Annotated in this window: 17 protein-coding genes, 5 tRNA genes and 3 rRNA genes; 16 read left to right on the top strand and 9 right to left on the bottom strand. The window is 58.1% G+C overall.

Annotated elements, in window-relative coordinates; translation table 11 throughout:
• Positions 1-61: 61 nt before the first annotated feature.
• Positions 62-214: a hypothetical protein gene (locus tag UL81_RS11905; RefSeq protein WP_158407909.1), complete on the top strand. Its 153-nt coding sequence runs from the start codon at positions 62-64 to the stop codon at positions 212-214.
• 53 nt (positions 215-267) lie between these two features.
• Positions 268-340: transfer RNA gene (locus UL81_RS09445), tRNA-Lys, on the top strand.
• A gap of 52 nt (positions 341-392) precedes the next feature.
• On the opposite strand, the gene UL81_RS09440 is transcribed toward UL81_RS09445, so the two are convergent.
• From UL81_RS09440 to UL81_RS12085, 4 genes are all read right to left on the bottom strand, one after another.
• Positions 393-1,055: a response regulator transcription factor gene (locus tag UL81_RS09440; RefSeq protein ID WP_035104535.1), complete on the bottom strand. Its 663-nt coding sequence runs from the start codon at positions 1,053-1,055 to the stop codon at positions 393-395.
• Positions 1,052-2,419, bottom strand: a complete 1,368-nt coding sequence (locus tag UL81_RS09435) for a sensor histidine kinase (protein ID WP_035104537.1) — start codon at positions 2,417-2,419, stop codon at positions 1,052-1,054. The genes UL81_RS09440 and UL81_RS09435 overlap by 4 nt, the downstream gene beginning before the upstream one ends.
• 5 nt (positions 2,420-2,424) lie before the next feature.
• Positions 2,425-2,790 (bottom strand): hypothetical protein, encoded by a 366-nt coding sequence (locus UL81_RS09430; protein ID WP_035104540.1) that lies wholly within the window; start codon positions 2,788-2,790, stop codon positions 2,425-2,427.
• Positions 2,791-2,880: 90 nt separating this feature from the next.
• Complete coding sequence (locus tag UL81_RS12085; RefSeq protein ID WP_035104543.1) at positions 2,881-3,213, bottom strand: metal-sensitive transcriptional regulator; 333 nt, start codon at positions 3,211-3,213, stop codon at positions 2,881-2,883.
• An 82-nt stretch (positions 3,214-3,295) separates the two neighbouring features.
• On the opposite strand from UL81_RS12085, the gene UL81_RS09420 reads away from it, so the two are divergent.
• From UL81_RS09420 to UL81_RS09400, 5 genes are all read left to right on the top strand, one after another.
• Positions 3,296-3,368, top strand: a tRNA-Glu gene (locus UL81_RS09420).
• Between the two features lie 25 nt (positions 3,369-3,393).
• A tRNA-Asp gene (locus tag UL81_RS09415) sits at positions 3,394-3,467 on the top strand.
• A 219-nt stretch (positions 3,468-3,686) separates the two neighbouring features.
• A tRNA-Asp gene (locus UL81_RS09410) sits at positions 3,687-3,760 on the top strand.
• 22 nt (positions 3,761-3,782) lie between these two features.
• A tRNA-Phe gene (locus tag UL81_RS09405) sits at positions 3,783-3,858 on the top strand.
• Between the two features lie 48 nt (positions 3,859-3,906).
• Entirely contained in the window at positions 3,907-4,179 is a 273-nt protein-coding gene (locus UL81_RS09400) for a GNAT family N-acetyltransferase (protein ID WP_035104545.1), read from the top strand.
• Here the strand turns inward: UL81_RS09400 and epsC are convergent.
• Together epsC and cysK are read right to left on the bottom strand one after the other, a co-directional pair.
• Positions 4,176-4,748 (bottom strand): serine O-acetyltransferase EpsC, encoded by a 573-nt coding sequence (gene epsC, locus UL81_RS09395; protein WP_046453525.1) that lies wholly within the window; start codon positions 4,746-4,748, stop codon positions 4,176-4,178. The genes UL81_RS09400 and epsC overlap by 4 nt on opposite strands.
• Positions 4,749-4,821: 73 nt before the next feature.
• Entirely contained in the window at positions 4,822-5,757 is a 936-nt protein-coding gene (gene cysK / locus UL81_RS09390; RefSeq protein WP_046453524.1) for a cysteine synthase A, read from the bottom strand.
• A gap of 244 nt (positions 5,758-6,001) precedes the next feature.
• Between cysK and ramA the strand changes: the two genes are divergently transcribed.
• From ramA to UL81_RS09355, 7 genes are all read left to right on the top strand, one after another.
• The gene (gene ramA, locus UL81_RS09385) at positions 6,002-6,841 is read left to right on the top strand and encodes an acetate metabolism transcriptional regulator RamA (RefSeq protein WP_046453523.1); all 840 of its coding nucleotides are present in this window, start codon (positions 6,002-6,004) and stop codon (positions 6,839-6,841) included.
• A gap of 20 nt (positions 6,842-6,861) precedes the next feature.
• Complete coding sequence (murA, locus tag UL81_RS09380; RefSeq protein WP_046453522.1) at positions 6,862-8,127, top strand: UDP-N-acetylglucosamine 1-carboxyvinyltransferase; 1,266 nt, start codon at positions 6,862-6,864, stop codon at positions 8,125-8,127.
• Positions 8,128-8,756: 629 nt separating this feature from the next.
• Positions 8,757-10,279, top strand: a 16S ribosomal RNA gene (locus tag UL81_RS09375).
• A 457-nt stretch (positions 10,280-10,736) separates the two neighbouring features.
• Positions 10,737-13,809 (top strand): 23S ribosomal RNA (locus UL81_RS09370).
• Positions 13,810-13,959: 150 nt separating this feature from the next.
• A 5S ribosomal RNA gene (gene rrf, locus UL81_RS09365) occupies positions 13,960-14,079 on the top strand.
• Together the 16S, 23S and 5S rRNA genes form the textbook arrangement of a ribosomal RNA operon.
• Positions 14,080-14,485: 406 nt before the next feature.
• A complete protein-coding gene (locus UL81_RS09360) occupies positions 14,486-15,238 on the top strand; it encodes an ABC transporter ATP-binding protein (RefSeq protein ID WP_035105511.1) in 753 nt (250 codons plus the stop codon).
• On the top strand, positions 15,238-17,781 hold the full coding sequence (locus UL81_RS09355; RefSeq protein ID WP_046453521.1) for an ABC transporter permease: 2,544 nt from the start codon (positions 15,238-15,240) through the stop codon (positions 17,779-17,781). The genes UL81_RS09360 and UL81_RS09355 overlap by 1 nt, the downstream gene beginning before the upstream one ends.
• Here UL81_RS09355 and UL81_RS09350 read toward each other — a convergent pair.
• From UL81_RS09350 to UL81_RS09340, 3 genes are read right to left on the bottom strand one after another with little or no spacing between them, the layout of a single operon-like run.
• Positions 17,778-18,146 (bottom strand): FluC/FEX family fluoride channel, encoded by a 369-nt coding sequence (locus UL81_RS09350; RefSeq protein WP_035105510.1) that lies wholly within the window; start codon positions 18,144-18,146, stop codon positions 17,778-17,780. The genes UL81_RS09355 and UL81_RS09350 overlap by 4 nt on opposite strands.
• The gene (locus UL81_RS09345) at positions 18,143-18,445 is read right to left on the bottom strand and encodes a fluoride efflux transporter family protein (RefSeq protein ID WP_035105509.1); all 303 of its coding nucleotides are present in this window, start codon (positions 18,443-18,445) and stop codon (positions 18,143-18,145) included. The genes UL81_RS09350 and UL81_RS09345 overlap by 4 nt, the downstream gene beginning before the upstream one ends.
• A gap of 10 nt (positions 18,446-18,455) precedes the next feature.
• On the bottom strand, positions 18,456-19,877 hold the full coding sequence (locus UL81_RS09340; RefSeq protein ID WP_035105508.1) for an alanine/glycine:cation symporter family protein: 1,422 nt from the start codon (positions 19,875-19,877) through the stop codon (positions 18,456-18,458).
• Between the two features lie 127 nt (positions 19,878-20,004).
• Here UL81_RS09340 and pgm point away from each other — a divergent pair, with 127 nt between their 5' ends.
• Positions 20,005-21,615 carry a phosphoglucomutase (alpha-D-glucose-1,6-bisphosphate-dependent) gene (pgm, locus tag UL81_RS09335; RefSeq protein WP_035105507.1) on the top strand — a complete coding sequence of 537 codons (1,611 nt, stop codon included), beginning with the start codon at positions 20,005-20,007 and terminating at the stop codon, positions 21,613-21,615.
• A 15-nt stretch (positions 21,616-21,630) separates the two neighbouring features.
• Positions 21,631-22,089: a MauE/DoxX family redox-associated membrane protein gene (locus UL81_RS09330; RefSeq protein WP_035105506.1), complete on the top strand. Its 459-nt coding sequence runs from the start codon at positions 21,631-21,633 to the stop codon at positions 22,087-22,089.
• Position 22,090 lies beyond the last annotated feature (1 nt).

Below are 22,090 nucleotides of genomic sequence, written 5' to 3'. Positions count from 1 at the left end.
CAACATCTTCGTTGGGGTGTACAGTTATCACATAATGAAAATTGCAATAAAGAGTGCAGCCGTGGCGCTGCTTGCAGCCCTAGTTACGTATCTGACCGTCATCCTGCTGAACGTCGAATCGCCGTATCCGGCGACCGTTGTTGTCGCGGTGGTGGTGTTTGTTTTGTCCGTCATGGTGCAAAAGAAGAAGGTTCCAGCCGAGGGCACGGCTTAAGTGGTGGGCTATTTCTCTTTTGGGTAGCGGAGATACTAAACTAGTTCCGCGTTGGGCCTTTAGCTCAGCTGGTAGAGCTACGGACTTTTAATCCGCAGGTCGCGGGTTCGATCCCCGCAGGGCCCACAGCACAACAAACCCCAGGTCATTTTTGATCTGGGGTTCGTTGCGTCGGGGGTTAATCGGCGAGGAGGTAGCCGGCGCCGCGGACGGTTTGGATGCGCTCGGCGCCAATCTTCTTGCGCAGGGTGCGGATGTAGACGTCGACGACGTTGGAGCCAGGATCGAAGTCCATTTCCCAGACTTGGGAGAGTAGTTGGGCGCGCGAGAGGACTTGGCCGGGGTGACGGAGGAAGACCTCTAGGAGTTTGAATTCGCGGCTGGATAGTTCGATCCAGGGGCCATCGGCAAGCTGTGCGCGGTGGGTGTGCAGGTCGAGCAAGAGGTCGCCGTGGGTGAGTTTGTCGTCGGGGGTGGATGTTTTCGTCGCTAAGCGCAGTTGCACGCGGGCGAGCAGTTCGGCGAAGAGGAAGGGTTTGGCCATGTAATCGTCGGCACCACCTTGGAGGACGCGGAGGCGGTCCGGGAGGCTGGTGCGGGCGGTAAGCACGATGATGGGCAGGTCAACCTTGAGGGCGCGTAGTTCGCTGAGCACGTCGACGCCGTCCATGTGCGGCAGGCCGAGATCGAGGACCATGAGGTCAACGTCGCCGCTGCGGGCCTGGGCGAAGGCGGCGGGGCCGTTGTCGACGACAGTGCACTCGTAGCCGGCGTCGATGAACCCGCGCTTGAGGAACTCCGCGATGCCTACTTCGTCTTCAGCAACCAGGATGTGGTTCATGCTGTCTCCTTTCGCAGCGGGATGGTCAGGCCGAAGGTGGCGCCATCCGGTGGGGTAGAGCGTACCCAGGCGCGCCCGCCGTGGCTGTGCGCGATGGATTCGACGATGGCCAAGCCGAGGCCGCTGGAGTTGCCGCTGTGGTGGAAGCGCTCAAATACTTTCTTTTGTTCCTCGGCGGTGATGCCGGGGCCTTCGTCGCGGACGGTGATTTTGAGTTGCTTGTCGCCGACGACGCGGCCGGAGATCTCAATGGGCCCGTCGGTGTACTTCACGGCGTTTGAGACGAGCTCTAAGACGGCCTCAGTGACGCGGTCAGGGTCAATGTCGGCTTCGCCCTCGGGAAGCTCTGTCACGTACGTACGGCGCTCTGAGAGCATCTCTGCTTTGTCCTCGAGCTCGATGAACCAGTCGCTTAAGTCGGTGGGACGGCGTTCCATGAACTTTTCCGCCTTGGCGAGCGTGATGAGGCTGTTGACCATCCGGCTCATGCGGTCGAGCTCAGAGAAACACATCTCCATGGAGCGCTCGCGCTGTTCTTCGTCGGCGGAAGGCAGCAATTCCAGGTGCCCGCGCACGACGGTGATGGGCGTGCGCAGTTCGTGGCCGGCGTCATCGAGGAACTGTCGCTGCGCGCTATAGGCGTGGTCGATGCGGTCGAGCATGTCGTTAAAGCGCGTGGCCAGCTGCGCAATCTCGTCCTTGCCGCGCACGGGAACCCGGCGGGTGAGGTTGGTATCGGAAATCTCGGCGGTCACGGCAGAAAGCTTGCGAATGGGCCTGACGATGCGCTGCGCACTCAACCACGCCAACAAGCCCGTCACGGCAGCGATGCCGAGCGCCATGAGCAAGAACAACCGGGTTTGGTGGGTGACCTGCTCGTGCTGGGCGGAGGTGTCCAAGCTAACGGCGAAGACGGCCGGGGTGGCTGCCTCGACGGAGACGCGGCCCCAGTGGGCAAAGCCGGCATCGTTAAGCTCGAGCACGCCCGTGCTTTGCGATGCCCCCTGCACCTCCCGCACCACCTCCTGCCGCAGGGGAGTGGCATCGGCGACAATCTGGCGCACCAGCTGCCCATCGACAAGCGCGAACATGGACTCACCGGTCTTGGGCACCTGCTGGCGCAGGTAGGACTCCAGCAGTTCCTGGGAGCTGCTAAAAGACTCGTCGGTCTCGGGGTTGGTGCCGGCGGTGGCGAACTCAGTGAACTGGGAGATTTCCTGTTCGACATCGTGGTTGGCGGCCGTGGCGATTTCCGCGCGGCGCACGGTATCGGTCAGCATGACCACCGCCGCGAGCGCAACCAGGACGATGGCGACGTTCCAGGCGATAATCCGCCACGCAATAGATCTCTTAGGCTTCGGCATGGCGGTTAATCGTCATCCCAGTCATCGTCGTCGTCATCGTCCCAGTCATCGTCATCCCAGTCGTCGTCCCAATCGTCATCGTCGAGGTCCTGGTAGTACAGCGGAGCCTGCGGCGTGACTGGGGCGGGCGCGGGTTCGCGGGCTGGGGCAGAATCTTCTGATTCTGCCGTGGATGGTGGGGAAGACGTCGTGGATTCTTCCGAGGACGTGGTCGAGGTGGCGGTTTCGGTGACCGTGACTGCCGCGGAAGGGGAGTGCGGCTTAGGGGGTTCGGGGTCCCGGGCTAGGGCGTTGCCGATGAAAAAGAGCGCAGCGATGACGCCTGCGATGATCGTCAGCGGGACGACTTTCTGAACGGCGAAACTTTTCATGGCAACTCCTGGCTGGTTATGTTCACGCTAACACTAATTAAAGTGTCGTTTGGGCAGATGAAGCCAGGATGAAGCCGAGATGAGGATTCTTTAATTTTTGACGAGCTTCTTGATAGCGCGCATCGCTTCATCGAGCTTTTCCGCAGCGAGTTCGCCATCTTCGGCGGCGGCACCCGTCACGCAGTGGGCGATGTGATCCTCAAGCAGCGCGAGGGAGACGTTCTCGAGTGCGGAGGTTACCGCGGAAATCTGGGTAATGATGTCGATGCAGTACTGGTCTTCATTGATCATGCGGTGAATGCCGCGGGTTTGCCCCTCGATGCGCTTGAGCCGCGCTAGGTACTTGCGCTTGGATTCGTCCGACGCGTTGTACCCATGTGAATGGGGCTCGTGGCAAGAACAGGTTTGGTGCTGGTCAGGCACGGTATTTTCCCTTCTTGGGGCAGCGATTTTGTATATGACTAACTCCTCCAGTATATTTCTTAAGAGTCGCCAAGAGCGACTGGCCCCCATCGTCTAGCGGCCTAGGACACTGCCCTTTCACGGCAGCGGCACGGGTTCGAATCCCGTTGGGGGTACGAAGAATTCTTTTCTTCAACAAAAGGCCCTGTGGCGCAGTTGGTTAGCGCGCCGCCCTGTCACGGCGGAGGTCGCGGGTTCAAGTCCCGTCAGGGTCGCATTCAAGCCGGTTCTCATTGCGAGGACCGGCTTTTTGCGTGCCGCCAGTTGCAACTGCCGACGGGTCCGTCTTCTCGCTGGCGGGTGCTTCCCGCCGGCGGCATCGTAAAGCAGTGCGTGCGGGGCTGAAAATGCGGTGTGAAGTGGGGATTTGTGCCCAAGTTAGAGTGTTCTGTAAAGTAACTGTTCGTGCCCAAGGGCACGGATAACAAAATATTGGCCCTGTGGCGCAGTTGGTTAGCGCGCCGCCCTGTCACGGCGGAGGTCGCGGGTTCAAGTCCCGTCAGGGTCGCCGAAGTCACCTAGTGGCTTCTGGCCAGATAGCTCAGTCGGTAGAGCACACGCCTGAAAAGTGTGGGGTCGCCAGTTCGATCCTGGCTCTGGCCACCATAAGCCCCTTCCATTACGGAAGGGGCTTTTTGGCTACCATGGGGCGGCATGGATATTACGCATGATGCAGACAACCACCGCTACGTCATTACTGTCGACGGCACGACGGCCGGATTTGCCGCTTATACGCCGTGTGAGGGCGTCTTAGACTTTGACCATACAGAAATAGACCCCGCCTTCCAGGGGCAGGGTCTATCGAAGCCGTTGATTAAAGCAGCGCTTGACGATGTCGCCGCATCCGGCCACCGCATCCACACTAGCTGCTCAGCAGTAGCACGCTTTGTGGAAAAGCAGCCGGAGTATCAAAAACTCGTGGCTTAGATGTAGTAGTCCGGGTCGACGAGCTTGATGCGCTCGTCCTTCTTGCGCGGACGGTTCTTAGCCGGGATGCCGGTGGCGATGTGCTCGGCTGGCACGTCCTTGGTCACCACGGCGTTAGCGCCCACTGCGGAGCCGCTGCCGATGGTAATCGGGCCAAGGACCTTAGCACCGGCACCGATGGTCACGTTGGACTCAATAGTGGGGTGGCGCTTGGTCTGCGTGAGTACCTGACCGCCGAGGGTGACGCCGTGGTAGAGCATCACGCCGTCGCCAATCTCGGCGGTTTCGCCGATCACGATGCCCATGCCGTGGTCGATGAAGAAACGGCGGCCAATGGTCGCGCCCGGGTGGATTTCCACGCCGGTTAGGAAGCGCGTGAATTGGGCTAAGACGCGGGCGGGGCCGCGCCAGCCGGTCTTCCACAGCCAGTGGGCTACGCGGTGCGCCCAAATAGCGTGCAGGCCGGAATAAACGATGGCATTTTCGACATCGCCACGCGCAGCCGGATCGTGATCCCTGGCGTTGGCGAGGTCCTCGCGGATGGTTTTAATGATGTTAAACGGGTTCATGGGGCCAATCCTATCGGCTAATAAAAAGCACCCACCTAGAAAGGTGGGTGCAGTATCGACAACTAGGCCTTAACTAGGCGTCGCGGATGTCGTCGAAGAGGATGGTGGAGACGTAGCGCTCACCGAAGTCCGGCAGGACCACAACGATGGTCTTGCCCTCGAACTCTGGGCGGTCAGCCAGCTTCAGAGCAGCGGACAGGTTAGCGCCGGAGGAGATACCGACCAGCAGGCCTTCTTCGGTGGCCAGCTTGCGTGCCCACTCGACGGATTCTTCGTTGGTGGCGGTGAAGACATCGTCAAGCAGGCTGCGGTCCAGGATGCCCGGGACGAAGTTTGCGCCCAGACCCTGAATCTTGTGCGGGCCAGCGTTGCCCTCGGTCAGCAGTGGGGAGGCTGCCGGCTCGACGCCTGCCAGGAAGATGTCGTCCTTCTTGGAGCGCAGGTAGCGGCCAGCGCCGGTGATGGTGCCGCCGGTGCCGATGCCAGCAACCAGAGCGTCGATGTTGCCCTCGGTGTCTTCCCACAGCTCTGGGCCGGTGGTGGCCTCGTGGATAGCCGGGTTAGCTTCGTTGCCGAACTGGCGAGCCAGGATGGCGTTGTCGTTGGACTCAACGATCTCGTTGGCCTTGTCCACAGCACCCTGCATACCTGCAGCGCCCGGGGTGAGGATGAGCTCTGCACCGTAAGCGCGCAGCAGGACCTTGCGCTCGTTGGACATGGTCTCCGGCATGGTCAGGATGACCTTGTAGCCGCGAGCTGCACCCACCAGTGCCAGGGCGATACCGGTGTTACCGGAGGTTGCCTCGACAATGGTGCCGCCCGGCTTCAGCTCGCCGGACTTCTCAGCGGCGTCGACAATTGCCTTGCCGATGCGGTCCTTGACCGAGTTTGCCGGATTGAAAGACTCCAGCTTGGCCAGGATGGTTGCACCCTTGCCCTCGCTAATGCGGTTCAGGCGAACCAGAGGGGTGCCGCCGATGGTGTCCAGAATGTTGTCGTATACAGCCACTGAAAGGGCCTCCTTTGTAGATAGGGTTCTTTGCTACCTTCCTGACCATACACCATCGTTGTAGACCAAGCGGTCTTTAAATTCTAGACAGCCTGTTTAGGTGCTTGTGTGACGCTTGTGACTGGGTCGGATTAACCCTTACCCCCGTGGGGTCGTTATACTGCAACAAAATCTTGGTTTGAGCCCGCATTGCTGGGTGGATCCGGGTGTCCCTATTTGGTTACCCCCGACGAGGAGAAGGATGATGGAGCAGCATCGCCTGAAAGATGATGACGAGGCCGTACGCGCGGCGTTATCTTCACTAAAGACCGCAACCGGTATTCCGGTGACAATGTATGGCACGCTGCTGCCGGATAATCGTTTGCAGATCACCCAGTGGGTGGGACTGCGCACTCCGGCGCTGCAGAACATCATCATCGACTCTGGCGTCGGCGTCGGTGGCCGCGTGATTAGCACCCGCCGCGCAGTCGGTGTTTCTGATTACACTCGCGCGACCACCATTTCCCACGAGCATGACCGCGCCATTCAAGACGAGGGGCTGCACTCCATCGTTGCGGTGCCAGTGACAGTCCAGCGCGAAATCCGCGGCGTCCTGTATGTCGGCGTCCATTCCCCGGTCCGCCTGGGTGACAAGGTCATTGAAGAAGTCACCATGACTGCTCGTTCCTTGGAGCAGGACCTGGCGGTCAATTCTGCTTTACGACGCGCCGAGGGCGGCAAGGGCGGCAACAACCGCGGTCACACCATGAAGGGTGCCGAGTGGGAGCAGGTGCGTTCCACTCACTCCAAGCTGCGTATGCTGGCTAGCCGCGTGGAGGACGAGGACCTGCGCAAGGAACTGGAATCGCTCTGCGATCAGATGGTCTCCCCAGTGCGGGTGAAGCAGTCGACCAAGCTCTCTGCTCGTGAGCTGGACGTGCTCTCCTGCGTTGCACTTGGCCACACCAACGTCGAGGCCGCCGAAGAGATGGGCATCGGTGCCGAAACCGTGAAGTCCTATCTGCGCTCTGTGATGCGCAAGTTGGGCGCACACACTCGTTACGAGGCTGTGAATGCGGCACGCCGCATCGGCGCGTTGCCCTGATTCGCGGTAGGTTGGGTTGCGTGAAAGACCAATTTATTGTCTCTGGAGGCGCCCGCCTGGCTGGCATCGTCAAGGTGGATGGCGCAAAAAATAGTGTCTTAAAGCTCATGGCTGCGGCCCTGTTGGCCGAGGGAACAACCACCCTGACTAACTGCCCAGAGATCCTGGACGTGCCTTTAATGCGCAAGGTCTTGGAAGGCTTGGGCTGCACCGTGGACATTGATGGCTCCACGGTCCGCATTACTACTCCGGAAAGCTTGCGTTCCGATGCCGATTTCGGTGCCGTGCGCCAATTCCGCGCATCCGTCTGCGTGCTTGGCCCACTGACCGCACGTTGTGGTCGCGCCAAGGTGGCACTTCCTGGTGGTGACGCCATTGGCTCCCGCCCACTCGATATGCACCAGTCCGGTCTGGAAAAGATGGGTGCAAGCACCCGCATCGAGCACGGCGCCGTCGTTGCGGAGGCCGAGGGCCTGCACGGCGCACAGATCAAACTCGACTTCCCATCTGTTGGCGCCACCGAGAACATCCTGACGGCCGCAGTGCTTGCCGATGGCGAAACCGTCCTGCATAACGCCGCCCGCGAACCTGAGATCGTCGACTTGTGCCTGATGCTCAAATCCATGGGCGCGGACATCGAGGGCGAAGGCAGCTCCACGATCACTATCCGCGGCGTCGACAAGCTGCACCCCACTGAGCATTCCGTCGTCGGCGATCGCATCGTCGCTGGCACCTGGGCATACGCCGCTGCAATGACCCGCGGCGATGTCACCGTTACCGGCATCGCACCACGTCACCTGCACCTGCCCCTGCAGAAGCTGAAGTCCGCCGGCTGCGATATCGAAACCTACGAGAACGGTTTCCGCGTCAAGATCGACAAGCGCCCTGCCGCCGTCGACTACCAGACTCTGCCTTTCCCGGGATTCCCCACGGACCTGCAGCCCATGGCCATCGGACTATCCGCCGTTGCCGAAGGCACCTCCGTGATTACCGAGAACGTCTTCGAATCCCGCTTCCGCTTCGTCGATGAAATGCTGCGCCTCGGCGCCGATGCTCAAGTCGACGGACATCACGTCGTCATCCGTGGACAAGAAAGCTTGTCTTCTACCCACCTGTGGAGCTCCGACATCCGCGCCGGCGCGGGACTGGTGCTCTCTGCACTGTGTGCCGATGAAGAAACCACCGTGCACGATGTCTTTCACATCGACCGCGGTTACCCGAACTTCGTAGAAAATCTCCAAAGCCTCGGCGCTACCATTGAGCGCACGCAGGAAGAGGAATACTAATCGTTCAACAATCCCCAGTTCACTGTCGTGACCTGGGGATTTGTGTATGTTTAAACGACCTACTACATTAATCCAGGCAGCCGCGAGGTGGCCGGGAGGTTAACTGGTGGTTGACGGGCTGATGATGTTCGGATTTGACTTTAAAAAAGTTGTTCCGGTAAGTTAGTTCGAGTCGCTCAGATGAGGAGGTAAGTACTTCTGATTCGGGTGTGCGTATGATGTTTGAGAACTCAATAGTGTGCCAATACTTATTTTTGTTGTGGTCTGCTGTAGGTGGACTTGTGTTGGTGCCATCATCTCATATGGGTGGTGGTGTTGGTGTGTGCCGGATGGTGCCTTTCGGTTTTGAGGGTGTCATTGAAATAGAATTAATAATTTTCTTTACCGGCTACATGCTAAGGGTTAACCAGCATGGGTTTTACTGTTTATCAGTAGGTCATGTGCCAGCCTTGCTTGTACCCCGTCGGGTAGGAGGCTGGTCGAGTTTATTCTTTATGTAGTAATTTTTTAAGCCAGTATATGTAGAACACTTTGTGTTCTGCGTGTTTGGTTTGTTTGTCTAGGTTTGGGCTTTTCACGGCCTTTATTTTTCTGATTCACGGAAGGCTTTGCTTTTCGTGTGTGGATTTTTTGTGGAGAGTTTGATCCTGGCTCAGGACGAACGCTGGCGGCGTGCTTAACACATGCAAGTCGAACGGAAAGGCCCCTAGCTTGCTGGGGGTACTCGAGTGGCGAACGGGTGAGTAACACGTGGGTGATCTGCCCTGCACTTCGGGATAAGCCTGGGAAACTGGGTCTAATACCGGATAGGAGCCATCTTTGGTGTGATGGTTGGAAAGTTTTTTCGGTGTAGGATGAGCCTGCGGCCTATCAGCTTGTTGGTGGGGTAATGGCCTACCAAGGCGTCGACGGGTAGCCGGCCTGAGAGGGTGTACGGCCACATTGGGACTGAGATACGGCCCAGACTCCTACGGGAGGCAGCAGTGGGGAATATTGCACAATGGGCGCAAGCCTGATGCAGCGACGCCGCGTGGGGGATGACGGCCTTCGGGTTGTAAACTCCTTTCGCCAGGGACGAAGCGTTTTGTGACGGTACCTGGATAAGAAGCACCGGCTAACTACGTGCCAGCAGCCGCGGTAATACGTAGGGTGCGAGCGTTGTCCGGAATTACTGGGCGTAAAGAGCTCGTAGGTGGTTTGTCGCGTCGTCTGTGAAATCCCGGGGCTTAACTTCGGGCGTGCAGGCGATACGGGCATAACTTGAGTGCTGTAGGGGAGACTGGAATTCCTGGTGTAGCGGTGAAATGCGCAGATATCAGGAGGAACACCGATGGCGAAGGCAGGTCTCTGGGCAGTAACTGACGCTGAGGAGCGAAAGCATGGGTAGCGAACAGGATTAGATACCCTGGTAGTCCATGCCGTAAACGGTGGGCGCTAGGTGTGAGTCCCTTCCACGGGGTTCGTGCCGTAGCTAACGCATTAAGCGCCCCGCCTGGGGAGTACGGCCGCAAGGCTAAAACTCAAAGGAATTGACGGGGGCCCGCACAAGCGGCGGAGCATGTGGATTAATTCGATGCAACGCGAAGAACCTTACCTGGGCTTGACATGTACCAGATCGCCATAGAGATATGGTTTCCCTTGTGGCTGGTTCACAGGTGGTGCATGGTTGTCGTCAGCTCGTGTCGTGAGATGTTGGGTTAAGTCCCGCAACGAGCGCAACCCTTATCTTATGTTGCCAGCACGTAGTGGTGGGGACTCATGAGAGACTGCCGGGGTCAACTCGGAGGAAGGTGGGGATGACGTCAAATCATCATGCCCCTTATGTCCAGGGCTTCACACATGCTACAATGGTCGGTACAACGCGCAGCGAGACTGTGAGGTTAAGCGAATCGCTGAAAGCCGGCCTTAGTTCGGATTGGGGTCTGCAACTCGACCCCATGAAGTCGGAGTCGCTAGTAATCGCAGATCAGCAATGCTGCGGTGAATACGTTCCCGGGCCTTGTACACACCGCCCGTCACGTCATGAAAGTTGGTAACACCCGAAGCCAGTGGCCCAAACTCGTTTAGGGAGCTGTCGAAGGTGGGATCGGCGATTGGGACGAAGTCGTAACAAGGTAGCCGTACCGGAAGGTGCGGCTGGATCACCTCCTTTCTAAGGAGCATTAAAAAAGTCYCACAGTTGTGGGCATTGGTTGGTTGATGTACCCGCACGTGGTACTGCCACCGCATAGTTAATCGGGTGGAGACATACCACAAGACCAACAAACACAAACAAGTCCACTCACGGACCACAACGATWMAAAGAAATARAGTGTTCAACTGTTTGTCAGTTGGGCGGTATTGGTGCATTGTTGGGTGTCTGGGGCATCATCGCTCCTTGTGTWACCCCACAAACACGGATAACCACGTACATGGTGGTGGTTGTTTGGTTGGTGGGTGTGTTGTGTGAGAACTGTATAGTGGACGCGAGCATCGACCAGCACCATTTACATGTTGCCGTGCAGTATGTATGTGTTGTTGGTTGTGTGATTTTATCTCTATAGATGCTCAGAGCTTGTTTGTTCTGGGTGTTTATTTTTTGTGTTTATTCTTTGTTGTAGGTGTTTTGTGTGTTCGTTACAAAGGGCGCATGGTGGATGCCTTGGCAGTGTGAGCCGATGAAGGACGTGAAAGGCTGCGTTAAGCCTCGGGGAGTTGTCAATTAAGCGTTGATCCGAGGATGTCCGAATGGGGAAACCTGGCCATCGTTATGGGTGGTTACTACATGGTGAATTCATAGCTGTGTGGGGGTTGACGCGGGGAAGTGAAACATCTTAGTACCCGTAGGAAGAGAAAATAATAATGATTCTGCTAGTAGCGGCGAGCGAACGTGGATGAGGCTAAACCGTATGCATGTGATACTTGGTAGGGGTTGTGTGTGCGGTGTTGTGGGCGCTTGATGTTACGTAGCTACCACTGCGTTGCTGGTTTGTGTGTTGGTTAGATGAAAAGGCTTGGAATGGTCTACCGGAGAAGGTGAGAGTCCTGTAGTTGAAGGCTAATGCATACTGGTTGTTGGGTTGCCCGAGTAGCAGCGGGCTCGTGGAATCTGCTGTGAATCTGCCGGGACCACCCGGTAAGCCTAAATACTTATACTGACCGATAGTGGATAGTACCGTGAGGGAATGGTGAAAAGTACCCCGGGAGGGGAGTGAAATAGTTCCTGAAACCATGTGCTTACAATCCGTCAGAGGCYCTTTTGTGGCTGATGGCGTGCCTTTTGAAGAATGAGCCTGCGAGTCAGCGGCATGTCGCGAGGTTAACCCGTGTGGGGTAGCCGTAGGGAAACCGAATCCTAATGGGGTGTWRTTAGTGGCATGTCCTGGACCCGAAGCGGGGTGATCTACCCATGGCCAGTGTGAAGCGATGGTAAGACGTCGTGGAGGCGCGAACCCACGTAGGTTGAAAACTGCGGGGATGAGTTGTGGGTAGGGGTGAAAGGCCAATCAAACTCCGTGATAGCTGGTTCTCCCCGAAATGCATTTAGGTGCAGCGTCGTAGTAGCTTGGTGGAGGTAGAGCGACTGGTTGGTTGAGCGGGACTACAATCTTAGCAACATCAGCCAAACTCCGAATGCCACTAATTTGTGTTCTACGGCAGTGAGACTGTGGGGGATAAGCTTCATAGTCGAAAGGGAAACAGCCCAGATCGCCGGTTAAGGCCCCTAAGGGTGTGCTAAGTGGAAAAGGATGTGGGATCGCGAAGACAGCCAGGAGGTTGGCTTAGAAGCAGCCATCCTTGAAAGAGTGCGTAATAGCTCACTGGTCGAGTGGTTCTGCGCCGACAATGTAGTGGGGCTCAAGCACACCGCCGAAGCCGCGGCAACAACTTTTGTTGTTGGGTAGGGGAGCGTCGTACATGCGTTGAAGCGTTACCGTGAGGAGGCGTGGAGTGTGTGCGAGTGAGAATGCAGGCATGAGTAACGAATTGTAAGGTGAGAATCCTTACCGCCGGATGACTAAGGGTTCCTGGGTCAAGTTCGTCTTCCCAGGGTGAGTCGGGACCTAAGGCGAGGCCGACAGGCGTAGTCGATGGACAACCAGTTGATATTCTGGTACCCGTATACACGCGCCCCTGATAAAGCACTGATACTAACCACCGCGGATACYTTAGTATCACTCTTTGAGTGATGTTGTGGTTGATGTCGTGGGGCCTGATGTGTGGTTCAAGCGATGGGGTGACACAGGTTGGTAGCCATGCCACTTATTGGATTGTTGGTGTAAGCGTGCAGATGGTGGTGTAGGTAAATCCGCACCACATGACATCGAGGCGTGAYGCGTAGCYCYATGSGRGYGAAGTTGGTGATCCTGTACTGTCAAGAAAAGCCTCTAGCGATGTGTGTATATGGCCCGTACCCTAAACCGACACAGGTAGTCAGGTTGAAMATACTAAGGCGTTCGGGTGAACTGTGGTTAAGGAACTCGGCAAAATGCCCCCGTAACTTCGGGAGAAGGGGGACCACACGACGTGCTCTACCATTCGGTAGTTGTTGCGTTGTGGGGTCGCAGAGAATAGAGAGAAGCGACTGTTTATCAAAAACACAGGTCCATGCGAAGACTTTTAAGTTGATGTATATGGACTGACGCCTGCCCGGTGCTGGAAGGTTAAGAGGACCGGTTAGTCACTTTGTGGCGAAGCTGAGAATTTAAGCCCCAGTAAACGGCGGTGGTAACTATAACCATCCTAAGGTAGCGAAATTCCTTGTCGGGTAAGTTCCGACCTGCACGAATGGCGTAACGACTTCTCTGCTGTCTCAACCACAGGCCCGGTGAAATTGCACTACGAGTAAAGATGCTCGTTACGCGCGGCAGGACGAAAAGACCCCGGGACCTTCACTATAGCTTGGTATTGGTGTTTGGTTCGGTTTGTGTAGGATAGGTGGGAGACTATGAAACTATCACGCTAGTGGTGGTGGAGTCGTTGTTGAAATACCACTCTGATCGGATTGAGCACCTTAACCTTGGCCCATGATCTGGGTTGGGGACAGTGCCTGGTGGGTAGTTTAACTGGGGCGGTTGCCTCCCAAAATGTAACGGAGGCGCCCAAAGGTTCCCTCAGCCTGGTTGGCAATCAGGTGGTGAGTGTAAGTGCACAAGGGAGCTTGACTGTGAGACTTACAAGTCGAGCAGGGACGAAAGTCGGGACTAGTGATCCGGCACCTACTTGTGGATGTGGTGTCGCTCAACGGATAAAAGGTACCCCGGGGATAACAGGCTGATCTTCCCCAAGAGTCCATATCGACGGGATGGTTTGGCACCTCGATGTCGGCTCGTCGCATCCTGGGGCTGGAGTAGGTCCCAAGGGTTGGGCTGTTCGCCCATTAAAGCGGCACGCGAGCTGGGTTCAGAACGTCGTGAGACAGTTCGGTCTCTATCCGCCGCGCGCGTTGAAACTTGAAAAAGGCTGTCCCTAGTACGAGAGGACCGGGACGGACGTACCTCTAGTGTGCCAGTTGTCACGCCCGTGGCATGGCTGGTTGGCTACGTACGGAAGGGATAACCGCTGAAAGCATCTAAGCGGGAAGCCTGTTTTAAGATGAGGTTTCATTTGAGGTCCCCTAAAGACTATGGGGTTGATAGGCCAGATATGGAAGCAGCGCAAGCTGTGTAGTTTACTGGTACTAATAGACCAAAACAAACACCAAAACACCCAACCTACATGCGAAGGTAAACAAACAAAACAAGATAACAATCGTCTGTAACCATTCAAGGGTTCATGGTTGTCGCGTCCACTATGCAGTATCTGACACAACACCCAACACAAGGGTGCGAGACTAGGATGTCTCAGAAGTTTGTCGGTGGTTCATAGCGGCAGGGAAACGCCCGGTACCCATTCCGAACCCGGAAGCTAAGCCTGCGTCGCGCTGATGGTACTGCACTCGGGAGGGTGTGGGAGAGTAAGTTACCGCCGACACTAAACACACACATAACTCAATACGTCGTAGACGGCCGGTCTGAACACCACACGGTGTTCGGGCCGGCCGTCTTTTCGCAGTTTTAGATCCGCTTCAACTGGGGCTACTGCCGTAAGTTCCTGACGAATCCTGGGCCTACATAGGCCAATTTTTTGCCTTATTCGTCAGGAACTTGCGCAACTAGTTCGGGGTGAAGGTGCTTCCCCGGCCGATATTAAAGGCACTGTTGGGTAATTTGATCGTCTAGGTGGGTGGATCTGTGTGCGGGGGTTTGGCTGGCATTGTGCCCAGGAAACTGGGGTGGGGGACTGGTTGCTGGCTGTGGGCTGTGAAGTGGCTTTGTCGCAGGTAGTAGTTAATAGTTGTGCATATTGTAAACGGGTGTGATTTTGATAAGCTGCACTGGTGGAAAATTCTCATGAAAAAGTTGAAGTAGTCGCGGCGGCGCGCGCGGTTGACCTGTTTAAGCAGTACGGCCAGGGTGATACGGCTGTCACCGCACTCGACCACGTGTCGCTGGAGTTCGGTCGCAATCAGTTCACTGCCATCATGGGCCCCTCGGGTTCGGGTAAGTCGACGCTGATGCACACGATGGCTGGTCTGGACTCTGTTACCAGTGGTTCGGCCTTCATCGGTGATACTGACATGTCGCGTCTGAACGACAAGGAGATCACCCAGCTGCGTCGTGACCGACTGGGCTTTATCTTCCAGTCCTTCAACTTGGTGCCGACGCTTACGGCAGCAGAGAACATCACGCTGCCCACCGATATTGCCGGCAAGAAGCTGGACAAGGAATGGTTCGGCGAGGTGACTACTCGTCTGGGCCTGGCGCAGCGTTTGAAGCATCGTCCGGCAGAGCTGTCGGGTGGTCAGCAGCAGCGTGTGGCCTGTGCCCGTGCGCTGGTGTCCCGTCCAGAGATCATCTTCGGTGATGAGCCGACCGGCAACTTGGACTCGAATTCCTCGGCAGAGGTGCTAGATATTCTGCGCACCGCTGTGGATAAGGATAACCAGACTGTGGTTATCGTGACCCACGATGCCAAGGCGGCTAGCTACGCTGACCGCGTGGTTTTCCTGGCTGACGGCCGCTTGGTCAATGAGCTGCACAACCCGACCATGGAATCCATCCACCGAGTAATGGCGGAGATCGAAAGCTAATGGCATCAGGTTCGACTATGCGCAAGGTTTCTGTGCGCAATATTCTCGCGCACAAGCTGCGTCTCATGTTGACGCTGCTCGCGGTGGTGCTGGGAACGGCGTTTATCGCTGGTTCCTTCATGTTCACCAACTCGCTGTCGCAGACGTTCGATTCCGCTGTCAGCAACGCGTTTACCGGTGTGGATGTCGCGGTGTCCAAGTCCGAGGATGGTCCGATCCTGGACCAGGAGATGCGCGATGAGATTGCTGCCGATGACCAAGTTGGCAACGTCAACATGGAAAGCAGCCAGACCATCGTCGTCGCCAACGAGGACGCCGAGGCCTTCCAGACCGGTGGCGGCACCTCCAGCCTGACGCTGTACTACCCGCCTGAGCAATCGGTGGGTGAGCCAGGCGAAATCGTTGAGGGCAACGCGCCTTCCGGTGAAAACCACGTCGTCATCAATGACTCTGCTGCAGAGCAGTACGGCATTGCTGTTGGCGACGAGCTCGTCGTGGTGCACCCGGATAAGCGTGACACGATGACCGTCGATGGCATCGTGAAGCCGGCGGTGGACCAGGGCAGTGCGATTATTCTGCAGATGGCCGAGCCGGACTTCGTCGACAAGTATGGTAACTCCGAGCGTCTGAAGGTCTCCGGTGCTGAGGGCGTGGACCCGGACGAGCTGGTGGATCACCTCAACGCCACCTATGACGTCGAGGCGGAATCTGGTGAGAAGCTCGCCGAAGAGATGGCCGATATGGTCTCCTCCGCGCTGCAGTTCGTGAACTACTTCCTCATCGCTTTCGGCCTGATTGCGCTGCTGGTGGGCACCTTCATCATTGCCAATACCTTCTCCATGATTGTCGCCCAGCGCACCAAGGAGTTCGCGCTGCTGCGAGCACTGGGTGCGTCGCGTCGCCAGATTACTAATTCGGTGGTCGTCGAGTCAGTTCTGGTGGGCCTGGTGGGCTCCGCCGTCGGTGTGGTTGCCGGCATGGGTCTGGTGGCCATCATCAAGGCAGTCATGGGCGCCCAAGGCATGCCGTTTGATAGCGGACTGGGCCTGTCGGTCAGCGCGGTCGTCGTGCCGCTGCTGCTGGGTACCGTCGTCACGGTGATTTCCGCGTGGGCTCCGGCCCGTCGCGCAGGTGCTGTCGAGCCGGTCGAGGCCATGCGCACCACCGAGTCCGCTGCGGGTTCCTCGCTGCTGGGCCGCACCATCGTCGGCGGCATCATGATGGTGGCAGGCATTGCCTTTGCTATCGCAGGTGCAGTGCTTTCCGATGCCGAAACCAGCACCCGTGCCATCCTCGTCGGCTTGGGCGCCTTCGGTCTCATCGTGGGCTTCTTCCTGGCAGGTCCGGCGTTGTCGCTGCCGATTGCGCCGGTGCTCGGCAAGGTCATCGGTAAGCCATTCGGTGCTATTGGTGCACTCGCGTCCACGAATGCGAAGCGTAACCCGCGTCGTACCGCCGCCACCGCCTTCGCGCTGACGCTGGGTGTGGCGCTGGTGACCGCGATTGGCATGCTGGGTGCGACGATGAAGTCCTCTGTGGACGGCATTGTCGATGAAACGATCAGCTCTGATTACCTGTTGACCGGTCCGACCTCGGGTAACTTCCCAACGCCGAATGAGACCCCAGATGCTGCCCGCGAGGCTGAGGGTGCCGGCGAGGTCATCGCGCTATCGACTGCACCGGCCACCGTGGACGGTCAGGCGTCCATGGCCTTTGGCCCGCACTCGATGAGCATGGTTGCTGATGGCAACCCGGGTAACGTCGTCCAGCTCGATATCGCAGAAGGCGATGCCGACCTGGATGCGACCCCGGGCTTCCTGGCCACGACTGACTTTGCGGCCGAGCACGGTTGGCAGGTCGGCGAGTCCTACCCGCTGGCAGGGCCAACTGGCCAAAGCGTGGATGCTGAGCTGGTCGGTACCTTCGAGCCGAACAACGTGATTGAGAATATGGTCATCGCGAAGTCGCTGGCCGATGAAGTTGTGCCGCCGGGCGCATCGAATATCGCGATGGTCGGTGTGAATGCCGAAGAGGGCTTCGACCTCGAGCAGTTGCGCACCAACCTGGAGGAATCCGTCAAGGACCTCGTGGTTGTCCAGGTCATGTCCTCGGATGAGTTCGCAGGCCAGGCCGGTGACCTTATCGACCAGATGCTGGCTATCCTCTACGCACTGCTGGCACTGGCAGTCATCATTGCGGTCCTGGGCATCGTGAATACCCTGACCCTGGGCGTGATTGAGCGCCGCCAGGAGATCGGTATGTTGCGTGCGGTGGGTACGCAGCGTCGACAGGTGCGGACCATGATTACCCTCGAGGCGGTCCAGATCGCCATCTTCGGTGCTGTGATGGGCATGCTCATGGGCCTGGGCCTCGGCTGGGCCTTCATCGAGGTACTCTCCGGCGAAGGCTTGGAGCAGGCCACCGTGCCGTGGGGTCAGCTGGCCATCATCCTGGTCGGCTCGGCAGTCGTCGGCGTAGTCGCGGCCATCTGGCCAGCCCAGCGCGCGGCAAAGACCCCGCCGCTGGACGCGATTGCGGATTAAAGACCGTTGTAGATGCGCGCGGCCCAGATGGTGCCGCGCGCAGCACAGATAATTCCAATCGCCACCGAAGCCAAGAGATAGACGCACAAGTCGCGGTATCTCTTGGCTTTTAGCATGTCTCCCAGTTCCCTAGCCAGGGTGGACCAAGTAGAGAGCCCACCGGCAAGGCCCGCGGCAGCGGTGGCATAGACCAGGTCGGCTGAGGCGGTCTGGGTGAGGTAGAGAAAGCCCATCGTCAAGCCGAGCGCGAGGCAGCCGAGCATGTTGGCGGCGAAGGTACCGGGAGGGCCGGGGAGTAGGCGGCTGAACAGATAGCGGAGGACACCGCCGATAAAGCCGCCGAGTAAGAGACCAAGCAGAATCATCGCAGCTTATCTCCTAGCAGGTAGGAGCCAATGCAACCGATAGCAGTAGCCAGGACGTAGCCGAGTACGCCCAGTGGGGTGAGCTCGGAGGTGAGGAAAGCAAAGGCCGCGAAGCTCGTAAACCCGCCGAGTACTCCGGTGCCGAGGAAGGGACCGGGGCGGAAGTAGCCCATCGCAAAGCTGCCTGCAATGTTGATGAGCAGCAGGGGCCACAGCCCGCCACCTAAGGCGAGGGATAAAAAATAGCGGGCCGTGACGCCTAGAGCAGCGCCCGACCCGACTACGAAAGCTTCACGCATGGATTACATGCTACTTCCAATCCATGCCCTGTTGTTTGACGAACTCCTCGACGTCCTCGACTGGCTTGTTCAGCTTCGGATCGAACTTGAGGTAGGCCTTGGTCTCGCGGGCAATGAGGCCGGAGAGGATGAGCAGGCCAATCAGGTTCGGGATAGCCATCAGGCCGTTGGCCAGGTCGGAGAAGGACCACGCGAGCTCCAGCTCGGAGACGGCACCGACGAAGACGACGGTGGTAAAGACCATGCGATAAGGAACCGTACCGGCGCGGCCGACCAGGGACTCCAGGGAGCGCTCGCCGTAGTATGCCCAGGCGACGATGGTGGAGAAGGCGAAGAAGATGATCGACAGCGACACGACGGTACCGCCCCAGTGGCCTGGCAGGCCGTGGGAGAAGGCTTCGGCGGTCATGATGCCGGCTTCGTCGCGGTCCATCTGCCAGGTGCCGGTGACGACGATGACCAGGCCGGTAATGGAGACCACGATGAGGGTATCGATGAAAGTCTGGGTCATAGACACCAGGCCCTGACGTGCCGGGTGCGGGGTCCTGGCGGCGGCTGCAGCAATAGCGGCCGAACCCATACCGGACTCGTTGGAGAAGATACCGCGGGCAACACCGTACTGGATGGCCATCATCATGGTGGAGCCAACGAAGCCACCTGCAGCGGAGGTGCCGGTGAAGGCATCGGTAAAGACCAGCGCGAGTGCGGAAGGCAGGTCAGCGATGTTGATCAGCAGCACCACGATGCCGCCGACGACGTAGATGATGATCATCAGCGGCACGAAGGCCGAGGTGATACGGCCGATGGACTTAATGCCACCCAGCAGCACGGAGCCAACCAGGATGAACAGCAGGGCACCGGTTGCCACCGGGGTCACGCCGAACGTGGACTCCATGTTGCTGGCCACGGCGTTGCCCTGGGTAAGGTTGCCAATACCGAAGGAGGCAAACACGGCGAAGATGGCAAAAGAAGTTGCCAGCACGGTGCCCAGTGGGCCCTTGATGCCGCGCTTGAGGTAGTACTGCGGGCCGCCGGCCTGCTCGCCCTTGGCGTCGGTGGTACGGAAACGCACACCCAGGTAGGCCTCGGAGTACTTCGAGGCCATACCGACTAGACCAGTAATCCAGATCCACAACAGTGCGCCGGGGCCACCGATGGAAAGGGCGGTGGCCACACCGACGATGTTGCCCACACCAACCGTTGCGGCCAGCGCGGTGGTTAGTGCCTGGTAGTTGGAAATATCGCCGTCACTGGACTTGTCTTCTGATTGGTCCGCAAAAGCATGACGCATAGCGCGACCTAAGGTGCGAAACTGCAGCGCACCCAGGCGAATAGTCAGCCAGAGACCGGTACCGAGCAAGAGAGGGATGAGAACGAACGGCCCCCACACCACTCCGCCGATGGTGTCGAGGAAGTTTTGCAAATTTTCCATAGCCAGGAAACCTACTACATAACAGAAATCATTGCAGCCCCGATGGGGGCAACTGGACTGCGCGTAGACCCGAAAGCGGGCAAACTAGAGTTGTACCCGTCCTGATTCCCCCGAAGGAGCATCCCCAGTGTCTCACCCCCGTGCGGGTCAGCTTGCGCAAGCCGGCGACCTCATCGACATTGCACAGCTTGTCAGCGCCTACTACACGCTTCACCCGGATGTGGAGGACCCGGGCCAGCAGGTGACCTTTGGTACCTCCGGGCACCGTGGCAGCTCTCTGCAGCGCACCTTCAACGAGGACCACATCTGGGCTACCACCCAGGCGATCGTGGACTACCGCCGTTCCCAAAACATCACCGGCCCACTGTTTATCGGCCGCGATACCCACGCCCTGTCGGAGCCGGCCATGATCAGTGCGCTCGAGGTGCTGCTGGCTAACGACGTCGACGTCCGCGTCGATGCCGCCGGCCGCTACACCCCGACCCCGGCTGTATCGCATGCCATCCTGACCCATTCTGGTTCCGATGGCATCGTGGTCACCCCATCGCATAACCCGCCGCGCGATGGTGGCTTCAAGTACAACCCGCCCAGTGGTGGTCCCGCCGATGCTGAGGCCACCGACTGGATTGCCAATACCGCCAACGACTACCTGCGCGCTGAGCTTAAGGGCGTGGCCCGCACCAGCGTTGACGGTGTGACCGATGAGCGCTGCACCAGCCATGACTTCCTGGAGCACTATGTCGGCGACCTGGACAGTGTGGTCGATATGCAAGCGCTTTCCGATGTCCGCATCGGCGCCGACCCCATGGGCGGTGCAGCCGTCGATTATTGGCAGGCCATCGCGGATCGCTACAAGCTCAACCTGGAAGTCGTGAATCCGGAGGTCGACGCCACCTTCCGCTTCATGACGCTGGACACCGACGGCGAGATCCGCATGGATTGCTCCTCGCCAAATGCGATGGCGTCGCTGGTTGCCGGTCGTGAGAAATACGACATCGCTACCGGTAATGATGCGGATTCGGATCGCCACGGCATCGTCACGCCGGATGCGGGCCTGATGAACCCGAACCACTTCCTGGCCGTGGCCATTGACTACCTCTTTGCCAACCGTCCGAACTGGGGCAATGCCGGTGTAGGCAAGACCCTGGTGTCTTCGTCGATGATTGACCGCGTGGTCGGCGCATTAGACCGCAAGCTCGTTGAGGTTCCGGTGGGCTTTAAGTGGTTCGTGCCAGGCCTGCTCGATGGCAGCATCGGCTTTGGTGGCGAGGAATCTGCCGGCGCATCCTTCCTGCGCAAGGACGGCACCGTGTGGACTACTGACAAAGACGGCATCATCATGGACCTGATTGCCTCGGAGATTCTCGCCGTCAGCGGCAAGACCCCGTCGCAGCGCTACGCCGAGCTGGCCAAGGAATATGGTGCCCCTTTTTATGCACGCACTGACGCTCCTGCCAATCGTGAGCAAAAAGCCATCTTGAAAAACTTAAGCCCCGAGCAGATCGACACCACCGAACTGGCGGGGGAGAAGATCGAAGCAACCTTGACCCGCGCGCCGGGCAACGATGCCACTATCGGTGGTCTCAAGGTTGTTACCGAAAACGCCTGGTTCGCCGCGCGCCCATCCGGCACTGAGGACAAGTACAAGATCTATGCGGAGTCCTTTAACGGTGAGGAACATCTCAGGAAGGTCCAAGCAGAAGCACAGGCCCTCGTCTCCTATGTATTAGAGGTTTAGGGTTAAACTAAACGCGTGAAGATCACGAAAACCACCGTCCTCGATGTCATTAGTGCCTTCGCCCGTTTTTACATGGCCTACATCTGGATTTCTGCCGGATGGGCCAAACTCGGCGAGCACATGTCGACCACGAAGACCATTGAAGCCTACGAGATTTTTACTCCCGAGTGGTCGAACTACCTGGCCTACCTGATTGGCCCGCTGGAAGTCATCGGCGGCGTGCTGTTGCTGCTGGGTCTGTTCTTGCGGCCATCGGCAGCAGTTGGCACCGGCGTGCTGGTGCTGTTCATGATTGGTATCGGCCAGGCGTGGGCGCGTGGTTTGGGCATCGACTGCGGTTGCTTCGAAGTGGATCCGAACCAGGATGCACAAGCGATGAACTACGCCAAGACCTTGGCACGTGATGTCTTCTACATCTTCCTTATGATCTGGACCATGAAACGTCCATTCACTAAGTTTGCACTTCACCCTTAAC

The sequence above is a fragment of the Corynebacterium camporealensis genome (genome assembly GCF_000980815.1).
GTDB lineage: Bacteria > Actinomycetota > Actinomycetes > Mycobacteriales > Mycobacteriaceae > Corynebacterium > Corynebacterium camporealense.
This window is presented reverse-complemented; position numbering and strand designations above follow the sequence as displayed.